This is a genomic window from Streptomyces violascens (assembly GCF_014649955.1).
Classification (GTDB): domain Bacteria; phylum Actinomycetota; class Actinomycetes; order Streptomycetales; family Streptomycetaceae; genus Streptomyces; species Streptomyces violascens.
Genome location: NZ_BMUA01000005.1, coordinates 299,705 through 317,451 on the forward strand (window position 1 = coordinate 299,705; position 17,747 = coordinate 317,451).

Sequence of the window (17,747 nt, forward strand, 5' to 3'; positions counted from 1 at the left end):
TTACAGCAGTCCTCCCAGCGGCAGGATGCGCTCGGCGAGGCGGCCGCGGAGCCGTCCGCCGGTGGCGTCGGCATCGGTGAGCCAGTCGGCGGCGACCAGAAGCTCGACGTGCTCGGCGACCTGGTCGGGGAGCAGGGCGCAGAACGCTGCGGCCCGGTTCAGCGGCAGTCCGTCGTCCTCGGGGTGCCCGAGCCGTCCGTCGGGGCTGGTGTGGGCGGCGGCGTACAGCGCGAGGAGCCGGGTGGCGGCGCCCAGCTTCTTCTTACGGATCTTCCGGTCGCCCACCGCTTTCTGGGCCCAGCCGGAGAGCTTCGAGCGGGTGGTCTTGCCGAAGGTGAACGGGCGTGGCTGCTCGGGCAGCAGGGTGGGAACGGTGATGGCGGTGGGGTTTTCGGGCTGGGATGCCAGTGCTTCGGTGACCGTGCCGGGCAGGCGCAGCCAGTCGGCCGCGACCAGTTGGTCCAGCACACGCTCGGCATCGCCCGGCAGCCAGCCGGTGAGGTCCTGGCCGGTGACGTTCCCGGTGCCGGCGCGTGCGGCCCGCAGGGTGAGCATGAGTACCGCGAGGCGTACCTCGGCCTCGGGGTGCGGGGCGTGGGCTTCGACGTACTCAAGGACGGTACGGGCGTGCATGGCCTGTTTCTGGGTCAGCAACCGCTCCACTACGGGCTCGTCGCCGCTCCCCGTGCCGCCGATGATCCGGCCGACGCGGTTGTTCTGCATCTCCCGAGTCGTCTGCGCGGCCTTCTCGGCACGGTTCGCTTCTTCGCGCAGGGAGCCGTCGCCGCTGACGTCGGCCCAGAGGGAGAACGCTCGGGCCTTGCGCTCGTGGAGCTCGGCGAGGAGGGCGGGGGCGGGTTCGGTGCGCTGCTGATAGGCGCGGAACGCGTCGCCCAGCTCGATGAGTTCATTGCGCAGGGCGTCGGGCTCAAGGTCGCGCGGCACGGTCCGCTGCGCGATCTTCCCCCACTGTCTCCCCCGCCCGGACGCTGTTGCGGGCGTGGCGGCGCGGGCGCGTGGCACCGACGTCGGCTCGGCGGCCGGGGCGGGCGAGGTGGCGCCGGCGGGGGAGGGGAGGCGGTCGGAGAACAGCGCGGCCACACTCTCACCGGCCCTCGCTGCGGTGTCTGCCGGTTCCCGCTCCGGGGCCGGTTTGTCCGTGGCCCGGCCCGGCCGAGCGGGTGGCGGTGCGGTGTCCAGAGTGCGGCAGTCGACGGTGGCGGCCGCGCAGCGCGCGCACGTCTCCGCGATCCGCCACAGCCGCCCGGTGCGGTCCGCGTACACCGTCAGGACCACCGGGCCCCCGCACCGCACCGACCCCGCCACCGGCCGTGCCCCGCCCCGCCGTCCGGCTTCGGGGTCGGGGGTGTGCCATGCGCAGTCGGCGGCGCGGCAGGCGCACCATGCCTCACCGCGCGGCCCGCCGCCCGCGCGGATGTGGGCGAGGTGCATGTTGACGTGGCCGACCGCGGCCTTGCGCCCGGCAGCGGCTCCGTCGGCGAAGCGCTGATCGGCGCAGGCGGGACGGGAGCAGGAAAGCTTTACCGCGCCGGCGGAAGGGCGGCCGTACGGATCCAGACGCACCGTCCACACCCGCCCCGCGATGCGCTCCTCCTGCCATGCGCCGGCCTCCACCGTCATATGCGTACTCCCAGCGTTACTTGATGATGTGCCCCGGGCGGTCCCCATCATCGGGGATGGAGCCGAGCATCTCCGGGCGAAACGGAACTTCGAGCCCAGCGTGTCTGATCACCTGTGGATCTCCGGCATCTGAGGACGAACCGTGTTATTGGCCGCCCCTGTTGCCGGCTCCGGCCACGAGCGGAAACCGCGATTCCATCTGCTTTGGTTCGACAGATGGAAAAGTTGACTCATTGCACTTTTAAACTGAGTGTGCTTTTCTGGGGTGGCGCCCGGCACTTCCCGGCAGCTTCCGCGTATCCCTTCTTCTGCCATCCAGAACCTCCCTCCGAACGGAGCACCACCATGACCGGATCCACCGCGTCCCGCATCGCGATCATCGGCGCCGGCCCCGGCGGCCTGATCTGCGCCCGCATCCTCCAGCAGCACGGCATCACCGCCACCGTCCACGACCAGGACGCCTCCCGCGCGGCCCGCAACCAGGGCGGCACCCTCGACATGCACCCCGACTCGGGCCAGAGCGCTCTGCGGGAAGCCGGACTGCTGCAGGAATTCCTGGAGTTGGCCCGCCCCGAAGGCCGCCAGATGCGCCTCGTCGGCCGTGACGGACGCGTCCTGTTCGACGTCGTCCCGCCCCAGGCCGACACCGAAGACGGCAACCCGGAAATCGACCGGGGCCAGCTTCGCGACCTCCTGCTGGATTCCCTGAAACCCGGCACCGTGCGCTGGAGCCACAAGCTCACCCACGCCGAACCCCTTGCCGACGGTGCCCACCGCCTGCACTTCGCCGACGGCACCACCACCGAGGCCGACCTCGTCATCGGAGCCGACGGCGCCTGGTCGAAAGTCCGCCTCCTGCTGTCCGACGCGACACCCGTCTATACCGGTGTCACCTTCGTCGAAACCGGCCTCGACGATGCCGATGTCCGCCACCCCGCACTCGCCGCCCTCACCGGCGACGGCACCATGATGGCCCTCGACAACAACCAGGGCTTCGTCGCCCAGCGCAACAGCAATCAGCACATCCGCGCCTACATCGGCATGCGTACCGACGAGGACTGGCACCGGAAGGCCGGCCTCGACCTGGCCGACGCCGCCGCCGTACGCGAAGTGCTGCTCAAGGAGTTCACCGGCTGGAGCGGCGACCTGCTCGGCTTCATCGCCGACACCGGCACCGGTTACATCAACCGGCCGTTGTACGCCCTGCCCGTCCCCCACACCTGGCAGCACACCCCCGGCCTCACCCTCCTCGGCGACGCCGCCCACCTCATGTCGCCGTTCTCCGGCATGGGCGCCAACCTCGCCATGCTCGACGGCGCCGACCTCGCCCGCGCCCTTGTCGACAACCCCGCCATCGACGACGCCGTCCGTGCTTACGAGGACCTTCTCTTCCCCCGCTCCAGGGAAGCGGCCGCAGGTGCCGCCGAGGGGATCGAGGGCGCCTTCGCCCCCGACAGCGCCGCCCGGACTCTCGCTCACATGGCCCAACACCACTGACGGTACGGCCGGATCGGTCGGGGAGCGATTGTGAACGCCCGGTGCCCGGGCGGGGCCGCCGGACTCGCCCCGGGGAGCATCGGCTGCCTGCTCTGGATGATGCTCGGTTACGTCCTGGTCTCCGCGGTGCTCGTGGCGCACTCGGCCGCCTCGGCGACATGTTCGGCCGGGTCCGGATGTACAGCGCGGGCTTCGCGATCTTCTCGTGCGCCTCGCTCGCTCTGTCGCTCGACCCGCTGACGCGGCAGTCATGGCGAAAGGCACCCTCCACATGAGCCCGGCCCAGGCGTCGGTGGTCGGCTGCCTCCGAGCCGTAGATGGTTGATCGACCGTCAAATGGGTTGCTCTTCGGGACTGTTGGTGGGGTTGGCCGGAAGGCGTGCAGTGTGGGGAGTGCGGCTTCGTGCATGGTGGTGGGGTGAAGAGGTTCAGGGGTGCTGTAGCAGTACTCGTGTTCGCCGGTGTGGGTGTCGCGTCGTCCTGGACGTCGGCCTCAGCCTCCGCCCCGCCCTCGGTCCGGGCCGCGGCCGTACCGGTGGACGCGGCTCCGGTATCGGAGGTGGTGGCGCCCGGAGTCGAATACCGGGCGTTCACCGTGCCCACATCGCACGGCAGCGCCCGGGTGCATGTGCTGACGGTGGATCTGGACCGTCGGGGAGTGCGGGCAGGCCTGCTGTTCCCGGGTGCTGTGGCCGCGCGCGAGAAGGTGTCCGTGATGGCCGCGCGACAGGGAGCGGTGGCCGGGGTGAACGGCGACTTCTTCAACATCGAGGAGTCGCAGCATCCCGGCGTGCAGCCGACCGGAGCGACCTCAGGCCCGGCCGTGCGGGCAGCACGGGCGCTGAAGGCCGCCGTCCCCGACGGGCAGCGATTCGGCTGGACGCTGCCTCAAGGCGGCTCCACCGAAGACGTCTTCGGGGTCGGCACCGACGGCCTCGCCCGCACCGGCCGGCTGACCCTGCACGGCCACATCCGCACCACAGCCCACGGCACCCTGCCCCTGGGCGGCCTCAACCAGTACGCCCTCCCCGTCGGATCCATCGGGCTCTTCACCCCGAGCTGGGGCGCCAGATCCCGCGCCCGCGCCGTCTGCGGCACCGACAACAACCGGGCCGCGCCCTGCACCCGGGACGCCTACGAGGTCACGGTCCGCCGCGGCATCGTGCGCTCCACCTCGTCGGCACCCGGGTCCGGACAGATCCCGGCGGACAGCATCGTCCTGCTGGGCCGCGAGGCCGGAGCGGATGCCCTGCGCGCGTTGACCCCGGGGACGGCCGTGAGGGTGGACTACCACCTTGCGTCCGCCGGCCGCGCACCGTTCACCTTCGCTCTGGGCGCCCACCCGATCGTCGAGCGCGGCCGGCCCTTTCCCGGTCTGGACACGGTGGTTGCCGAACCGCGTTCGGCCGTCGGGGCCGCGCGGGGCGGCCACGTGATGCGCCTGCTGTCGACGGACGGCAGGGAAGGAACATCCAGCGGCCTGACCGTGAACGAACTCGCGGACCTGCTGGCCACCTTGGGATGCGATACGGGCGCCTACGTGGACGGCGGCGGATCCGCCACCTTGGCGACCCGGGACCGCACCGGCCACCTCGTGGTGCGCAATGCCCTTGACCACGGAGAGGAACGCGCGGTCTCCAACGGCGTTGCGGTGTACTCCCGTTGACCAGGGGCCGAGCTGTGGCCCGTGCCCGCGGCCGTTAGAAGGTATCCGTACGTTCCGCAGGCGAATCACCGGGTCCTCAAACTGGTAGCGGCCTTAGGCAATGGTCGCCCATCGTTGCGACTGCGCTACAACTCCCTGGGCAGCGGCCCCTTTTCGGGCCGTCGTCATCGTCGGTTGCCCCCGGATGGGAGGCCCGCAAACGTCTTACAGCCCTGGCGCGCCGATCCCGCGGAGGCTGCAAGGACAGCACCCTTGTCTATATGTCAACCAAATCTTGCGATAAGATTGGCATCTTTCCGTAAATTTCAGGAGTGACGCCACTGTGAGCGAGCAGCCGCAGCCGCCTTTCCCGCCGCCCGGCCACGGCTACCCGAACCAGGGCCCCGGCGCGCCCGGCCAGGGCGGCCGCCATGGCCACCCGCAGGGTGGCTACCAGCAGGCGCCGGGGTACCGGCCGCCGCCCGGCTTCTACACCGGCGACCCCAACGCGCCCTACGGCTACGACCCTTACGGCCGTCCGTACTCGGACAAGTCGAAGATCGTCGCGGGAATCCTCCAGCTCGCCGTGGGAGGCCTGGGCATAGGCCGGTTCTACGCCGGTTCTGTCGGTGTGGGTATCGCTCAGCTGCTCACCTGCGGTGGCCTCGGAATCTGGGCGCTGATCGACGGCATCATGTACCTCGTCAGCGACGACCGCACGGACGACCAGGGCCGGATCCTGCGTGGCTGACTCGGTCCGGCCGACGTCGGTGCGGGGCCGCCTGGCCCGGCATCCTGGGGTGGCGCCCCTGGCGGTGCTCGTCGCCGGCGTCGCAGGGGCCCGGTACCTGTGGGGCACCGACCCGCACGAAGCCGGACACCTGCTGCCCGCCTGCCCGTTCCGGTTCGTCACCGGACTGCTCTGCCCGGCCTGTGGCGGCACCCGTATGACGTACGACCTGATGCACGGTCACCTTGCCGAGGCCTGGCTGGACAACCGGGCTCTGCTGCTCGCCGCACCGTTCGCGCTCGCCCTGTGGGGCCGTTGGACGTGGGAGGGGCTGAGGGGCCGGTCCTGGCGACCGAAGTTCGCCCCGGCTCTCCAAGTGGCGATCCTGCTCGGGGCGGTGGCCTGGGCGGTCCTGCGCAACCTTGCCTGAGATGCCGAGGCCGGGAACGGATCGCGGACGGGGGAGCGGTCGGCCGGACCCGCTTCCGCCTGCCGTAGTCGCGTACTTATGCCCCCTTTGGGTGGGTTATGATCATTATGCGTAGGGGGACGGCCCGCGGCAGCGAGCGACTGCCGTAATGGCGTCAGCGCGTCATGAGCGAGGTTCCTCCCTGTGCCGTCCGGGCGGTCCGCCCGGCCTTGTCACGCCTTTCTCCAGGAGCACCACCATGACCGTCCCCGCCGGCCCCGCCGCGCCCTTCGGCTACGACCCCCAGGGGCGTCCGTACTCGGACAAGTCGAAGATCGTCGCCGGAATCCTCCAGCTCTTCCTCGGTACGCTGGGCATAGGCCGGTTCTACGCCGGTTCTGTCGGTGTGGGTATCGCTCAGCTGCTCACCTGCGGTGGCTTCGGAATCTGGGCGCTGATCGACGGGATCATCTACCTCGTCAGCAACGACCGCACCGACAAGGAGGGCCGCGTGCTGCGCGGCTGACGCCGTGTGGGCCGCCTCGGGCCCACTGTCCGCGAGCCCTGATGGCGCGGGCCCGTGTCGGAATCCGCCCCGCTGGATCTCGTCCAGCGGGGCGGATCGCTGCGGCGGGCACGGGCGCCCGACGGTGGACGCCCGTGCCCGTCATGTGTTTCACCGGGCCGAGTTCAGGTTCGAGCGGTGTCGCACAGAGCGTGGACGATGAGGTTGCGCAGGGTGTCTTCCTGGCGGGCAGCGGTCTGGGGGTCCGCCGGGCGGCTGTGTGCGGAGGCGGTGATGCTGCGTCGGCCGTCCGTGGTTGTCGCGGTACGGACGACGTATCCGAATCTGTTGCCTCCGTGACCCAGGTAACTTCCCCCGCAGGACAGGGAGTTGGTGAACAGCCCCAGGCCGTCCCGAGCGCCCGCCGGTTCGCCGCCGTCGGACGGCACCGGGACGGTGGTCCGCATGGCGGCGAGTTCGGCGGGCTTGAGCAGGCGTCCGCCGACCAGGGCGCTGAAGAAGCGGTTGAGGTCGTGGGCGGTGCCGGTCATCGAGCCGTCGGCCCCGCTGTCGAAGGGACTGTAGGGGATCGTGGTGTCCACCATCGGGCCGTCCGCGCTGAACTGCTGGTAGTTGGACGTGTGCGGATCCGGAAGGAACGGCCGGGTGCCGGGGGTGTCGGTGTGCTCCAGGCCGAGGGGCCGGAGGATGCGGCTGCGGACCTGCTGTTCCCAGGTGTGGCCTGTGACCTTCTCGATGATCATTCCGGTGAGTACGTAGTTCGTGTTGGAGTACGCCCAGTGGCTGCCTGCTGGGAAGGCCGGTGCGTGGCGCATGGCCAGGGCGACCAGTTCCGCGGGTTTGTAGGCATGCCGCCGGTTGGCGAAGCAGTTCTGGGCGCTGGGGTCGGGGAAGACGTCGTAGATGTAGTCGGCCAGGCCGCTGGTGTGCCGCAACAGGTCCCGGACTGTGATGGTGCGGCCGTCGTTTCCGGCTCCGGAGACCACCCCGGGGAGGAGTTGCTCCACCGTCTGGTCGAGGGAGATCCGCTTTTCGCCCACCAGCTGCAACATGACGGTGGCGACGAACGTCTTGGTGGTGCTGCCGAACCGCAGGTAGCCGTCCTTCGGGACAGGGCGGCGAGTGGACAGGTCCCCCACGCCGGAGCGGGCCGTGACGGTCCCGCGCGGCGTGTCCAGACGGACCGCCACCCCGGTGACCCCGGCATCGCGCAGCGCGTCGGCATCCCCCTGCACCGACCGGGCGCTGCCGGAAGGGAGCGGCGAGGCCGAAGCCGCAGCGGAGGGGAAGGACGATGCGGCCAGTGCCAGCGCGGCGGCTGCCAACCGTAAACGGCGAGAGATCATGACCTGAGGCTAGGGGGCTCTGGCACGTGGGGGAGTTCGAGGCGGGAATCCGTCGCGTGAGTGAGGGGCGGCAGTCAACCGACCAGAGTTCCCGCGGTACTTGATCAAACCCTCAAGCCGTCCAGGACAAGGTCGAGCAGGCGCTCGGCCCGGTCGCGTTGTTCGGGCTTGGCCGAGGTGAGGGCGATGCCTTCCAGGGCGGTGGCCATGTCGGTGGGGGTGATGTCGGTGCGGATTGTTCCGGCGGCCGCGCATGCGGTCATGAGGGTGGTGATCGCGGTCCGGATCATGTCCCGGCTGTGGCCGTACGGGCTGTTTCCTGTGGCCGCGATGGCGCGCAGGGCATCGGCCATGCCGGCTTTGGTCGTCACGTAGTCCAGGAAGAGGCGTGTCCAGTCGTGCAGGGCTTCGCAGGGCGGCTTTTGCGCGAGCAGGGTGGGGGCCGCTTCGCACAGCTGGGCCACCTCGTTGCGGTAGACCGCCTCGATCAGGGCCTCCCGGGTGGGGAAGTTGCGGTACAGGGTCGCGCTGCCGACGCCCGCCTCTTTGGCGATGCGTTCCAGGTGCGCGTCCAGCCCCTCCTCGGCCAGTACGCGCACCGCGGCCGCGAGGATCTTGTCTCTGTTGCGCCGTGCGTCGGCTCGCAACGGGCGTTGTGCACTTCGGTTCGTTCCGTCCATGCCGTCCATTCCGTTCGCCAGTGGTCGCCAATTCCCTTCCCCGGCCCGCATCTCCTTGCTAAGCGGAGGAGTGTCCGCTTAGTCTAGCGTAAGTGGTGGCGCCCCCACTTTTGCTGCGGGTCAGGCTCTGACCTGCGTACATCCACCTTGGAGGGACATTGATCATGTCGGGTGTAGAGGGCAAGGTCGTGGCGATCACAGGTGCCAGCAGTGGCATCGGAGCGGCGACGGCGGCCTACCTCGCCGAGAAAGGTGCCCGGCTCGTGCTCGGGGCCCGACGGGAGGACCGTCTGAACGCGGTGGTGGATCAGATCACGGCGAAGGGCGGCTCGGCCGTCGGGGTCGTCGTCGACGTGACGCGCCGCGAGGATCTCAAGCGCCTGACGGACACGGCGGTCGACCGGTTCGGCAGGCTCGACGTTCTGGTCTCCAACGCCGGCACGATGGCGGTGTCGCCGTTCGACGATCTGCGCCAGGACGACTGGGACGCCATGGTCGCCACGCATGTCACCGGCTTGCTGAACGGCATCGGGGCTGCGCTTCCCGTCTTCCGGCGGCAGCGCTCCGGCCAGTTCGTCAACGTCGCCTCCACCGCTGCCTACGTCGTGAAGTCCCCGCAGGGCGTTTACGCGGCAACCAAGACGGCGGTGAAGGTGCTGACCGAGGGCCTGCGGCAGGAGTCGGGACCCCACCTGCGGGTCACCCTCGTCTCACCCGGGTTCACCAACACCGAGGGCGTGGGCAAGGGAGGGAGCCCCGAAGCCGCGGCGGCGATCGCGCAACAGCGCGACGAGATCGCCATCCCGCCCTCCGCCATCGCATCCGCGATCGGTTACGCGATCGAGCAGCCCGCGGGCATCGACATCAGCGAGATCGTCGTCCGGCCCACCGTGCAGGCCTGACGGTCCGGAAACGTCCGTCACCGAGCAGCCGACCCCGAGGTCAACGACGGCCGGGACGACGGTTGGTCGGTCGCTTCAGCTGCCGTTGGTGTCCGCCGTGCGCATGCTGCTGACCGCATCACTGATGCTGTCGCGATACAGGCCCAGCTTGGGGTGCTGGACGACGGTGGCTCCCTCGTTCATGGGGAAGTTGTGCGTGTCGGCGTTCGGGAAGCGCGTGTCCGCAAGGACGTTGATCTCGTCGATGCCGCCGTTGCTGCCCTTGGCGCCGTTGGGATCGACGTCGAGTACCGCGTAAACGGTACGCCCCGCGTAGACCGGCGCGGCGGGGGCGCCGCCCAGCCCGCTGGGTACGAGCGGGTGGATGTTGTGGGAGCGGTTCGCCGCGTTCTTCGGGCCCAGGTCGACCCTGGGATAGTACGAGGACAAGCCGCAGGCGGCCTTGCCGTGATTGGTCACGGAGATGACGTACTGGTCCGGGTTCGAGTCGAGCTCCTTCGCGCCGACCGTGAGCTGATCGGCTGCGCACAGGTGCTTGTAGGCGTAGGAGTCGCTGGTGGCGTCCTTGCCTCCGGTCTTGACGCCGGCGGTCCCACCCGTGGTTCCAGGGGAGTTGCTCGCGGAGGACGATCCGCCTGCGCCGCCGGTCTTGGTGCCGCCCGAGCCTCCGGATCCCGGCGTGGCCGTGGCGGTGCCCGGGCTCGCGGCGGCGCTGGAAGGGCCGGCGGCCGCGTCGTCCGAGCCGCCTCCGCAGGCAGCCAGGGCCAGCGCCGCGCCGACGGTCACGAGGGCGAAAGGGATCGTACGACGACGAACAGTCATGGCGGGATTCTCCGATTCGGTGTGCGTTTCCGTCTGCATGTGACTCCCCGGGGCACCGGCATACCCTGGCCGGAACCGGACTCCGTGCGGCGCGCAACTATGTGCCGCACACCTCTGTACACGGGACGCGAGGAACCGGGGTTGCCCCGGAGATGTCACAACTGCCAGGACCTGTCGGTTACTTGAACCGGATGCTCCGGACAGCGAGGCTCGCTCACCAAAAGCTCTGGCAGGAGCAGAAGATGGTCACCGTGCCCTCCGTGGTCCATGTATCGCCCTCGATACCGAAGTGGCGTTCGGTCACGGTGTCTTGGCCGATGCCGGTGTGGCAGCTCACGCCGGAGTGCTGTGATTTGCGGTGGCCGCAGCCGCGGCACGTATCGGTGGTGTTGGAGCGCCAGTTGTCGGGATAGAAACCCCGGCAGGTGCAGGGGTCGCCGCCCCCGCCGTCCCCCACGTCCTCGCCGTCACAGTGGCCCTCCATGTGGACCGTCCACAGGTGGCCACAGCGGCACCTGGCTACACGATCGTCTCCCATGTCCGTTCCTCGACTCGTGTCGTAGCCCGTCGCGATGTCCTTCATGGCCAGAGTGTCAGAACGCCGCGCCGTGCTGCGGGCCTGGCGGCAGTGGGTGCGCTGCATCGGTACCGCAGCCTTACGATTCGTGGCGTTCCTCCGACCGGCTCGGCCGGGTGCCTGACGGTGGGTCAGTACTCGCGCAATGACGGCCAGAGCACGGACCACGGTCGGTGCGCACCCGTGCACAGCACCACCAGCGCGTGCTGTTCCTGGTTGTCGATGCCGAGGCCGTTGTCGATCCGGGTGACGGTGTGGCAGTCGCTGAAGGGTTGTTCCAGGCGGTGTTGCCCGTCGGCCTGCTCCACGAGGAGGACGGGGCCGTCGTCGCCGTCCGGGGGCGGGCCCCATTCGTACAGGCTCATGTGGCCGGAGTAGGCGGTGGGCAGTCCGTACGCGGAGCCGTAGCGGGAGAGGGCGCCCGCCTCGCCGTAGTTCGACGTGAGCAGGGTGGCGTGGGCGCGCTGTGCGGTGGGGATCGACGTCCAGGCGGCCGCGATGGCACGCGTGAATGGAGGCCAGCCCACTTGCTCGCCCTGGTCGATGTCGACGGCGTTTGTCACAGCGACCGCCGAGACCGGCAGTACTGGCAGGGCGGCCAGGGCGCTGGTCGCCGCCGCGAGGAGAAGCAGGGGCGTGAGGACGCGCCAGGACCGGCGGACACGGCGGACGACGGGTTCGCAGCCGGCCGCCGTCACGGCGAGCAGCAGCGGGAGCGGGTAGTACGGTTTGCCGCCGCCGACGAGCACCAGGACACAGAGCACCGGGTAGGCGACGGCAACCGGCCGCGCCCAGCGCAGTTCATCGTCGCGGAGCAGCTGGCGCAGGCCCACGACCGCGACCGGAACCAGGATCGGGGAGAACTGGAGCAGTTGGAGCGGCAGGAAGAGCAGCCGTCCCGACACGCCGTCGACGTGGCTGAGCACCCGCGCCACCTTCAGCTCGGGCCAGCCGTGCGTGGCCTGCCACCAGAGCGTGGGTGCGCTGATGAGGAGCGCGAGGAGGAGGGCGAGCAGGGGGCCGAGCAGCAGCCGGGCTTTGCCGGGACAGGGGCGCCGCCCGGTCTCGCGCCAGGGGCGGGCGGCAGGCAGAGCCACCAGCAGTGCGAGGAGCATTGAAAGGACGAGCTGCTTGTTCAGCAGCGTCACCCCGATCACCGCGCCCAGGGCCGGCCACCAGCGGCTGTCGCGGGTCCGCAGCAGCCGGAGCGTCAGGAGCAGGACGCCCAGTTCGGCGGTCAGATCGAAGGTACTGGTGGACAGCAAGTGGCCCATAGCCAGGACGTATCCCGAGCAGGCACAGCATGCGGCTGCGAGCACCTGCCCGCCACGCCTGGCTCCCAGTTCCCGGGCCAGCAGGGCGGTCAGCACCACGGAGCATGAGGAGAGCAGCGCGGGTAGGACCCGCAGACCTGTGGGGCTCGCACCGAAGACAGCGGTGCCGGCCCGGGCGAGCAAGGGGGTCAGCGGCGGCTGGTCGACGTAGCCCCAGGCCGGATGCCGGCCGGCGAGCAGGAAGTAGAGCTCGTCGCGGTGGAAGCCGTATCGCCCGGACAGTGCGATCAGTACGGCGAAGAGAACGGCCGCCACCAACGCGACGGACCGTAACGCGAACGGCTGCAGACCGAGCCGGTCATCCCCCCGAATGTCCACCGCCGCAGTCTGGCAGCCCACGACCGGCGCGGCCAGGGGGAGTTCGACAGAGCGCCATCCCTTCGCGGACCGCCCGGAAGAGCTGACCGCGCCCCGTCCGAGTCGGCCACCTGGCACGCACGGCCGGCGCGGGAGGGGCTGTTCGCCGCTCTGCGGCCCCGTGGTCAGCCTCAGGCGCCCGGTATCGCCGCTCCGCACAGTCCGGCACTCTGTCCGGTGAACGCATCCGCAAGATCGGGGCCGTAGCTGTGGGGGTCGCCTTCGACGTAAATCTGGTGGGAGGGCCCCGAGCCGAACAGCGCCTTCACGGGCGGGCCCGCGAGATGTGGCGCGGGTCACTGGAACTGCGGCGCGGTCGCGGAGAGGAACTCGGTGTGAGGAGAAACGGACTGAGAGGTGTCCATGCGCGACCGCATACAGGCGGGTGACAGGGAGGCTTTCGCTGAACTCTACGAGGAGCATGCGCGAGGGGTCTACAACCATGCCTTCCGGCTGACCGGCGACTGGTCGACGGCTGAAGAAGTGATGTCCGATACCTTCCTGGAGGCTTGGCGTACCCGGGAACGGATAGAGCCGCACGGCGGGTCCCTGCGGCCGTGGTTGCTGGGCATTGCCACCAACAAGGCCCGCAATGCCAACCGGCGGGTCCGCCGCCGGATCGCCTTCCTCGCCCGTCGAACCGGGACGGACGACGTCATGGACTTCGCGGACGAATCGGCGTCGCGCATCGACGACAGCCGCGAACTGGGTGCCGTACGCCACGCGTTGACGCTGCTGCGCCGCCCGGAGCGGGAGGTACTGGCCTTGTGCGTGTGGTCAGGTCTGGACTACGCCGAGGCCGGGCTGGCCCTGGGCGTACCCGTGGGCACGGTGAGATCCCGCCTCTCCCGCGCCCGCGTCCGGCTGCGGAAGCTGACCGACGAACAGCTCGGCGCGCAATCCGGGCGCACCCGGACCGTCGGCGCGAAAGGACAACCCACGGCCGCCGCAACGCCCCTGGCCGTTCAGGAGGAGGCTCGATGAATACCCCAGACCAGCAGGAGCTCGCCCGACTGCTGCCCGCCCCCGCCGAGCAGGACCTGCCCCCGGGCCGTCACCGCCACCACAAGGAACTGCTCCTGCGCACCATCGACAACGACCGGTCCCGGGCGCGCCGCCGGCTGGTACGCCTGCCCATCGTGCTGCCACTCGCGGCAGCGGCGACAGCAACGGTCGTCCTGGTCACTGTCCTGCCCGCGACGCACAAGGATGGTTCCTCCGTGCGCATCGAGGCAGCCGCTCCCGGCACCGCACACGGGGCTGCGGTGCTGCTCGACCGGCTAGCCGGCGTGGCCTTGACGGCCACCACCGGGCCGGTGCGGGACAACCAGTACATCTACGTACGCAGCAAGGCCACCACCACCGTGCACATCAAGCCCGTCCAGGTGGGCGGGCTCAAGGAACGGGAGGACTGGCGGCCGCAGGATCCGCGCCCGACCGGTGACGCCGGGGTCTACCGCGAAGACGGGAGGTTCGTCCCCATCCACAGCGAACCGACGCCCGCGGGCATTGATCGGCCCACCTACGGATGGCTCGCTTCCCTGCCCACCGATCCCGACGCTCTCTACCAGCGCATACGACGGGAGACCTCGCCGATCAACGGCCAGGACTTCGATCAGACCGTCTTCGACTCCTTCGGCAACCTGTTGGGGATGACGGTGATGCCGCCCAAGACACAGGCCGCCCTCTACAAGGCCGCGGCGAAGATCCCGGGCGTGGTGGAGATGCCGGACGGTGCCGACGCGGACGGCCGCCATGGTGTCGCCATCGCGCGGGAGGACCATCAGCTCGGCGAGCGCACCGAGTGGATCTTCGACAAGGCGACCCTGACGTTCCTCGGCCGACGGGCCTACCGCACCACGACCAGCGAATGGGGGAAGGCGGGCACCCTGGTGTGGGCCAACGCGATCCTGGAGCGGGCGGTTGTCGACCGGCCTCGCCAACTCCCCTGAATCACGAACGTACGGTGTGGTGGTGAACATGGCTCGTGCTGTCACTCTGAACATCTGGGGACGGGGCTCGGCCTGGCGCCGTCGGCTGCCCCTGGTCAGGAACGAACTCGTACGGCTCGCCCCTGACTTCGTCGGTCTGCAGGAGGTGTGGCGCAAGGGCTCGCGGTGCCAGGCTGAGCAGATCGCCGATGCCCTGGGCTATCACGTCGCCTACGCGCCGGCTCACACGGCGCTCAACCGTGCCACCCAGGGCAATGCTCTGCTCAGCCGGGCACCCGTCGCGCGGTACGAGGTGCTCCCGCTGCCGACGCCGGGCGTCGAGCCCCGATCGGTGCTGTGCGCCGAGGTGGGCTCGACGACCGTGCTCGTCACGCATCTGACCTGGGAATGGGAGTACGCACACATCAGGCAGGAGCAGGTGCGATTCCTCGCGGAACTCGCGGAACTCGCGGCCGGGCACGCCGGACACGGCGTCGTCCTCCTGGGCGACCTCAACGCGGCCCCGGACACGGACGAGATCCGGTGGCTGACCGACCGCATGCAGGACGCGTGGGCGTACGGCGGGGACGGTCCGGGCCACACGTACACACCTGCCAACAGGCATGCGCGCAAAGCCCGCGAACCGGCGCGGCGTATCGACTACATCCTCACGACCGGACTCCGGGCAGAGCACACCGAGTTGGCGTTCACCACATCGCACCTCACCGCTCGCGGTTCGCTCTGGCCCTCCGACCACTTCGGCGTGGTCTGCGACCTGGCGTCCGGCCCGCACCGGCCGCCGGACGCGGCAGCGCCGACCGAACGGTGACAAGGGGGAGCGCTTCGTCCTGCCCCGGCGTCGGATTCATCGGCGCTGTCGGTCCGCTGTCGGTGGCGTGTCGGGGACTGTAGGTCCGGTGTCGGAGAGGCCTGGCAGCTTGTGAGAGGTCCTGCCGGGTGCCCATCCCGGCGGTGGTGTGGGGAAGGGGATCTCTCGTGCATGACGTAGTGATCGTGGGGGCCGGGCCGGTCGGTCTGTTCCTCGCCTGCGAGCTCGGGCTCGCAGGCTGCTCTGTCCTGGTGCTTGAGCGGGAGCCGGAGCCCGGCTCCCCGTGGCGGGCCGACCCGCTCGGCATGCGGGGCCTGTCCGACGCGTCGTTGGTCGGCTTCTACCGCCGGGGAATGCTGCATCCGCTGATGGCGGCCGCGACCATCAGCGACGAGCCAGACGCGGACTCCGAAACTGACGAGCCGTCACCCCCGCGCATGGCAGGCCACTTCGCCGGCATGGTGCTCGATGCGGCCAACGTCGACGTCACCGCTCTGCCCTACCGGCTGCCCACCCCGGCACCGGGCTTCATGCTGATCAGCCTCGACGCGGTCGAGTCGGTGCTGTCCGAGCGGGCGGCCAAGCTGGGCGTGGAGATCAGGCGCGGCGTCACCGTGGACGCCCTCGCGTCGGACGACGAGGGCGTGCTCGTGCACGCCGGTGATCAGGAGTACGCGGCACGCTGGGTCGTCGGCTGTGACGGCGGACGCAGTGCTGTGCGCAGGCTCGCCGGGTTCGAGTTCAAGGGCACCGAGCCTGAGTTCACCGGTTACACCATGCACGCCACCCTCGCCGATCCCGAGAAGCTGAGCCCCGGGATCAACCTGACGCCGACGGGCATGTACGTACGGATGCCCGCCGACGGGCACATCGGCATGGCGGACTTCGACGGCGGCGCGTTCGACCGCTCGCAGCCGCCGACCCGTGACCATCTCCAGACGGTTCTGCGCCGCGTGTCCGGCACCGACGTGACGGTGAGCGACGTGCGTCTCGCGTCGAGCTTCACCGACCGGGCGATGCAGACGACGACCTACCGGCGAGGACGTGTGCTGCTCGCGGGCGACGCCGCCCACATCCACTCGCCGCTCGGCGGGCAGGGACTCAACACCGGCATCGGCGACGCCATGAACCTGGGCTGGAAGCTCGCGGCGACCGTGAACGGACACGCCCCGGACGGGCTGCTCGACACGTACACTCAGGAGCGCCACCCGATCGGCGCCCGAGTGCTCGACTGGTCGCGCGCCCAGGTGGCGGTCATGAAGCCGGACCCGCATGCCCAGGCGATCCAAGGAATGATCCGCGACCTGCTCGGAACCCGGGACGGAACGACGTACGTCTTCGAGAGGATCTCGGGATCGTCGATCCGCTACGACCTCGGCAGCGAGCATCCCCTGGTCGGCCGCAACGCCCCGGACCTTCGCCTCGAAGACGGCACCCGCCTCGGCGACCTGATGCAGGACGGACGAGGCGTCGCACTCGACTTCAGCGCCGACCGTCGCCTGCACGCCTCGGCGATGGGCTGGGTGAGCCGGTTGCGGTACGCGGCCGGGCCGGCGAGGAACGACCTCGGACTGGGCGCCGTGCTCGTCCGCCCCGACGGGGTGGTCGCCTGGGCAGGTGATCACACCCCTGATCCCGAAGCGTTCGAGAGGGCAGCCGGCGTTTGGCTCGGCAGCCCGGAAATCCAAGTCCCCATTCGTTCTGCCTCCCCATCCGATTTCGAGGAGCGCACATGACGATCACCCGGGCAGGCCCGTGACCTGGCTGAACACCGCCTGCTCGCGCCCCTCGCCGAGGCGGGCACGAAACTGATCCCGATCGAGCCGTTCCTGCTGCCGATATCCGGGGTCGTCGAGGCCGGTGCCGCGCTCGTCGGAGAGAAGGAGCGAAAGGAGTGGCGCACAGATCTGGACCCGAAGATCCAGGCCATGCGCGAACTCGCCCGCAAGTACGGCGCTCGTCTCCTCGCCGCCGACGGCATGTTCGCCGAACTCGCCGCGACGACCGGGGCGGAGCACTGGTCCGCGGACGGCGTACGCCCGACGCCGGCCCGTCACGCCGCGCTCGCGGAGGCGTGGCTGCGCCTGGTCGCGTGAGCGGACCTCGTGATCGCCCGCGACGCCGGCGATCACGAGGAGCTTCCCCGTCCGGGCGCGGGTGGTGGCGGCCAAGTTCCCTTCAGGGCACGGGGATTCGGGGGAACCGAGGGACGATCGGACAGATGCCGTACGCGACCGCGAGCCGCGCAGGCCAGGAAGCAGAGGCCTGCCTGCCGGAGCCCCGCGCCCGTACCACGGCGCGTGCCCCGGTTCTGCTCGGCATCCCCTGGGGCATGGCCGTCGCGCGGCGCGTCAGCGCGTAGTGGGGCTTCGCTGCGACGAGTACCAGCTGACGGTTCGCCAGCAGAGGGGGGGGTGCCCCTATGACTTTGGTCAAGGGGTCGGGGCGGGTTGGGGGTCGTAGAAGGTGCCGTCGCGGAGCATGGCGAACAGGACGTCGGCTCGGCGGCGGGCGAGGCAGA

Annotated in this window: 18 protein-coding genes and 1 pseudogene; 13 read left to right on the top strand and 6 right to left on the bottom strand. The window is 70.1% G+C overall.

Annotation, left to right across the window (positions count from 1 at the left end):
- Entirely contained in the window at nt 1-1,641 is a 1,641-nt protein-coding gene (locus IE206_RS14760; RefSeq protein WP_189962586.1) for a hypothetical protein, read from the bottom strand.
- 345 nt (nt 1,642-1,986) lie between these two features.
- Here IE206_RS14760 and IE206_RS14765 point away from each other — a divergent pair, with 345 nt between their 5' ends.
- The 6 genes and pseudogenes from IE206_RS14765 (at nt 1,987) to IE206_RS14785 (ending at nt 6,448) form a co-directional block, all read left to right on the top strand.
- The gene (locus IE206_RS14765; protein WP_189962587.1) at nt 1,987-3,138 is read left to right on the top strand and encodes an FAD-dependent oxidoreductase; all 1,152 of its coding nucleotides are present in this window, start codon (nt 1,987-1,989) and stop codon (nt 3,136-3,138) included.
- A 51-nt stretch (nt 3,139-3,189) separates the two neighbouring features.
- Nucleotides 3,190-3,374: pseudogene (locus IE206_RS42435) on the top strand (MFS transporter); the annotation flags it as partial.
- Between the two features lie 182 nt (nt 3,375-3,556).
- Entirely contained in the window at nt 3,557-4,804 is a 1,248-nt protein-coding gene (locus IE206_RS14770) for a phosphodiester glycosidase family protein (RefSeq protein ID WP_226599473.1), read from the top strand.
- A gap of 322 nt (nt 4,805-5,126) precedes the next feature.
- Nucleotides 5,127-5,534, top strand: coding sequence for a TM2 domain-containing protein (locus IE206_RS14775; protein WP_189962588.1), 408 nt, complete (start codon nt 5,127-5,129; stop codon nt 5,532-5,534).
- The gene (locus tag IE206_RS14780; RefSeq protein WP_189962589.1) at nt 5,527-5,943 is read left to right on the top strand and encodes a DUF2752 domain-containing protein; all 417 of its coding nucleotides are present in this window, start codon (nt 5,527-5,529) and stop codon (nt 5,941-5,943) included. Before IE206_RS14775 ends, IE206_RS14780 begins: the two co-directional genes overlap by 8 nt.
- Before the next feature lie 238 nt (nt 5,944-6,181).
- Nucleotides 6,182-6,448: a TM2 domain-containing protein gene (locus IE206_RS14785; protein ID WP_189962590.1), complete on the top strand. Its 267-nt coding sequence runs from the start codon at nt 6,182-6,184 to the stop codon at nt 6,446-6,448.
- 164 nt (nt 6,449-6,612) lie between these two features.
- Here the strand turns inward: IE206_RS14785 and IE206_RS14790 are convergent, their stop codons facing one another.
- Together IE206_RS14790 and IE206_RS14795 are read right to left on the bottom strand one after the other, a co-directional pair.
- On the bottom strand, nt 6,613-7,794 hold the full coding sequence (locus IE206_RS14790; RefSeq protein ID WP_189962591.1) for a serine hydrolase domain-containing protein: 1,182 nt from the start codon (nt 7,792-7,794) through the stop codon (nt 6,613-6,615).
- Between the two features lie 104 nt (nt 7,795-7,898).
- Nucleotides 7,899-8,474: a TetR/AcrR family transcriptional regulator gene (locus tag IE206_RS14795; RefSeq protein ID WP_189962592.1), complete on the bottom strand. Its 576-nt coding sequence runs from the start codon at nt 8,472-8,474 to the stop codon at nt 7,899-7,901.
- Between the two features lie 164 nt (nt 8,475-8,638).
- On the opposite strand from IE206_RS14795, the gene IE206_RS14800 reads away from it, so the two are divergent.
- The gene (locus IE206_RS14800) at nt 8,639-9,376 is read left to right on the top strand and encodes an SDR family oxidoreductase (RefSeq protein WP_189962593.1); all 738 of its coding nucleotides are present in this window, start codon (nt 8,639-8,641) and stop codon (nt 9,374-9,376) included.
- A gap of 75 nt (nt 9,377-9,451) precedes the next feature.
- Here IE206_RS14800 and IE206_RS14805 read toward each other — a convergent pair whose 3' ends face one another.
- The 3 genes from IE206_RS14805 to IE206_RS14815 all read right to left on the bottom strand — a co-directional run bounded on the left by IE206_RS14805 (nt 9,452) and on the right by IE206_RS14815 (nt 12,427).
- Nucleotides 9,452-10,198 carry a hypothetical protein gene (locus IE206_RS14805; RefSeq protein ID WP_189962594.1) on the bottom strand — a complete coding sequence of 249 codons (747 nt, stop codon included), beginning with the start codon at nt 10,196-10,198 and terminating at the stop codon, nt 9,452-9,454.
- 214 nt (nt 10,199-10,412) lie between these two features.
- The gene (locus IE206_RS14810; RefSeq protein ID WP_189962595.1) at nt 10,413-10,781 is read right to left on the bottom strand and encodes a hypothetical protein; all 369 of its coding nucleotides are present in this window, start codon (nt 10,779-10,781) and stop codon (nt 10,413-10,415) included.
- Between the two features lie 125 nt (nt 10,782-10,906).
- Nucleotides 10,907-12,427: an ArnT family glycosyltransferase gene (locus tag IE206_RS14815; protein ID WP_226599472.1), complete on the bottom strand. Its 1,521-nt coding sequence runs from the start codon at nt 12,425-12,427 to the stop codon at nt 10,907-10,909.
- Between the two features lie 402 nt (nt 12,428-12,829).
- On the opposite strand from IE206_RS14815, the gene IE206_RS14820 reads away from it, so the two are divergent.
- The 6 genes from IE206_RS14820 to IE206_RS14845 all read left to right on the top strand — a co-directional run bounded on the left by IE206_RS14820 (nt 12,830) and on the right by IE206_RS14845 (nt 17,588).
- Nucleotides 12,830-13,450: an RNA polymerase sigma factor gene (locus tag IE206_RS14820; protein ID WP_189962596.1), complete on the top strand. Its 621-nt coding sequence runs from the start codon at nt 12,830-12,832 to the stop codon at nt 13,448-13,450.
- The gene (locus tag IE206_RS14825) at nt 13,447-14,418 is read left to right on the top strand and encodes a CU044_5270 family protein (RefSeq protein WP_189962597.1); all 972 of its coding nucleotides are present in this window, start codon (nt 13,447-13,449) and stop codon (nt 14,416-14,418) included. Before IE206_RS14820 ends, IE206_RS14825 begins: the two co-directional genes overlap by 4 nt.
- Nucleotides 14,419-14,446: 28 nt before the next feature.
- Nucleotides 14,447-15,226, top strand: coding sequence for an endonuclease/exonuclease/phosphatase family protein (locus IE206_RS14830; protein WP_189962598.1), 780 nt, complete (start codon nt 14,447-14,449; stop codon nt 15,224-15,226).
- A 167-nt stretch (nt 15,227-15,393) separates the two neighbouring features.
- Nucleotides 15,394-16,962 carry an FAD-dependent oxidoreductase gene (locus IE206_RS14835; RefSeq protein WP_189962599.1) on the top strand — a complete coding sequence of 523 codons (1,569 nt, stop codon included), beginning with the start codon at nt 15,394-15,396 and terminating at the stop codon, nt 16,960-16,962.
- A 192-nt stretch (nt 16,963-17,154) separates the two neighbouring features.
- Nucleotides 17,155-17,322 carry an SGNH/GDSL hydrolase family protein gene (locus tag IE206_RS42440; RefSeq protein ID WP_226599471.1) on the top strand — a complete coding sequence of 56 codons (168 nt, stop codon included), beginning with the start codon at nt 17,155-17,157 and terminating at the stop codon, nt 17,320-17,322.
- Between the two features lie 125 nt (nt 17,323-17,447).
- Nucleotides 17,448-17,588: a hypothetical protein gene (locus IE206_RS14845; protein ID WP_189962600.1), complete on the top strand. Its 141-nt coding sequence runs from the start codon at nt 17,448-17,450 to the stop codon at nt 17,586-17,588.
- Nucleotides 17,589-17,747: the final 159 nt, after the last annotated feature.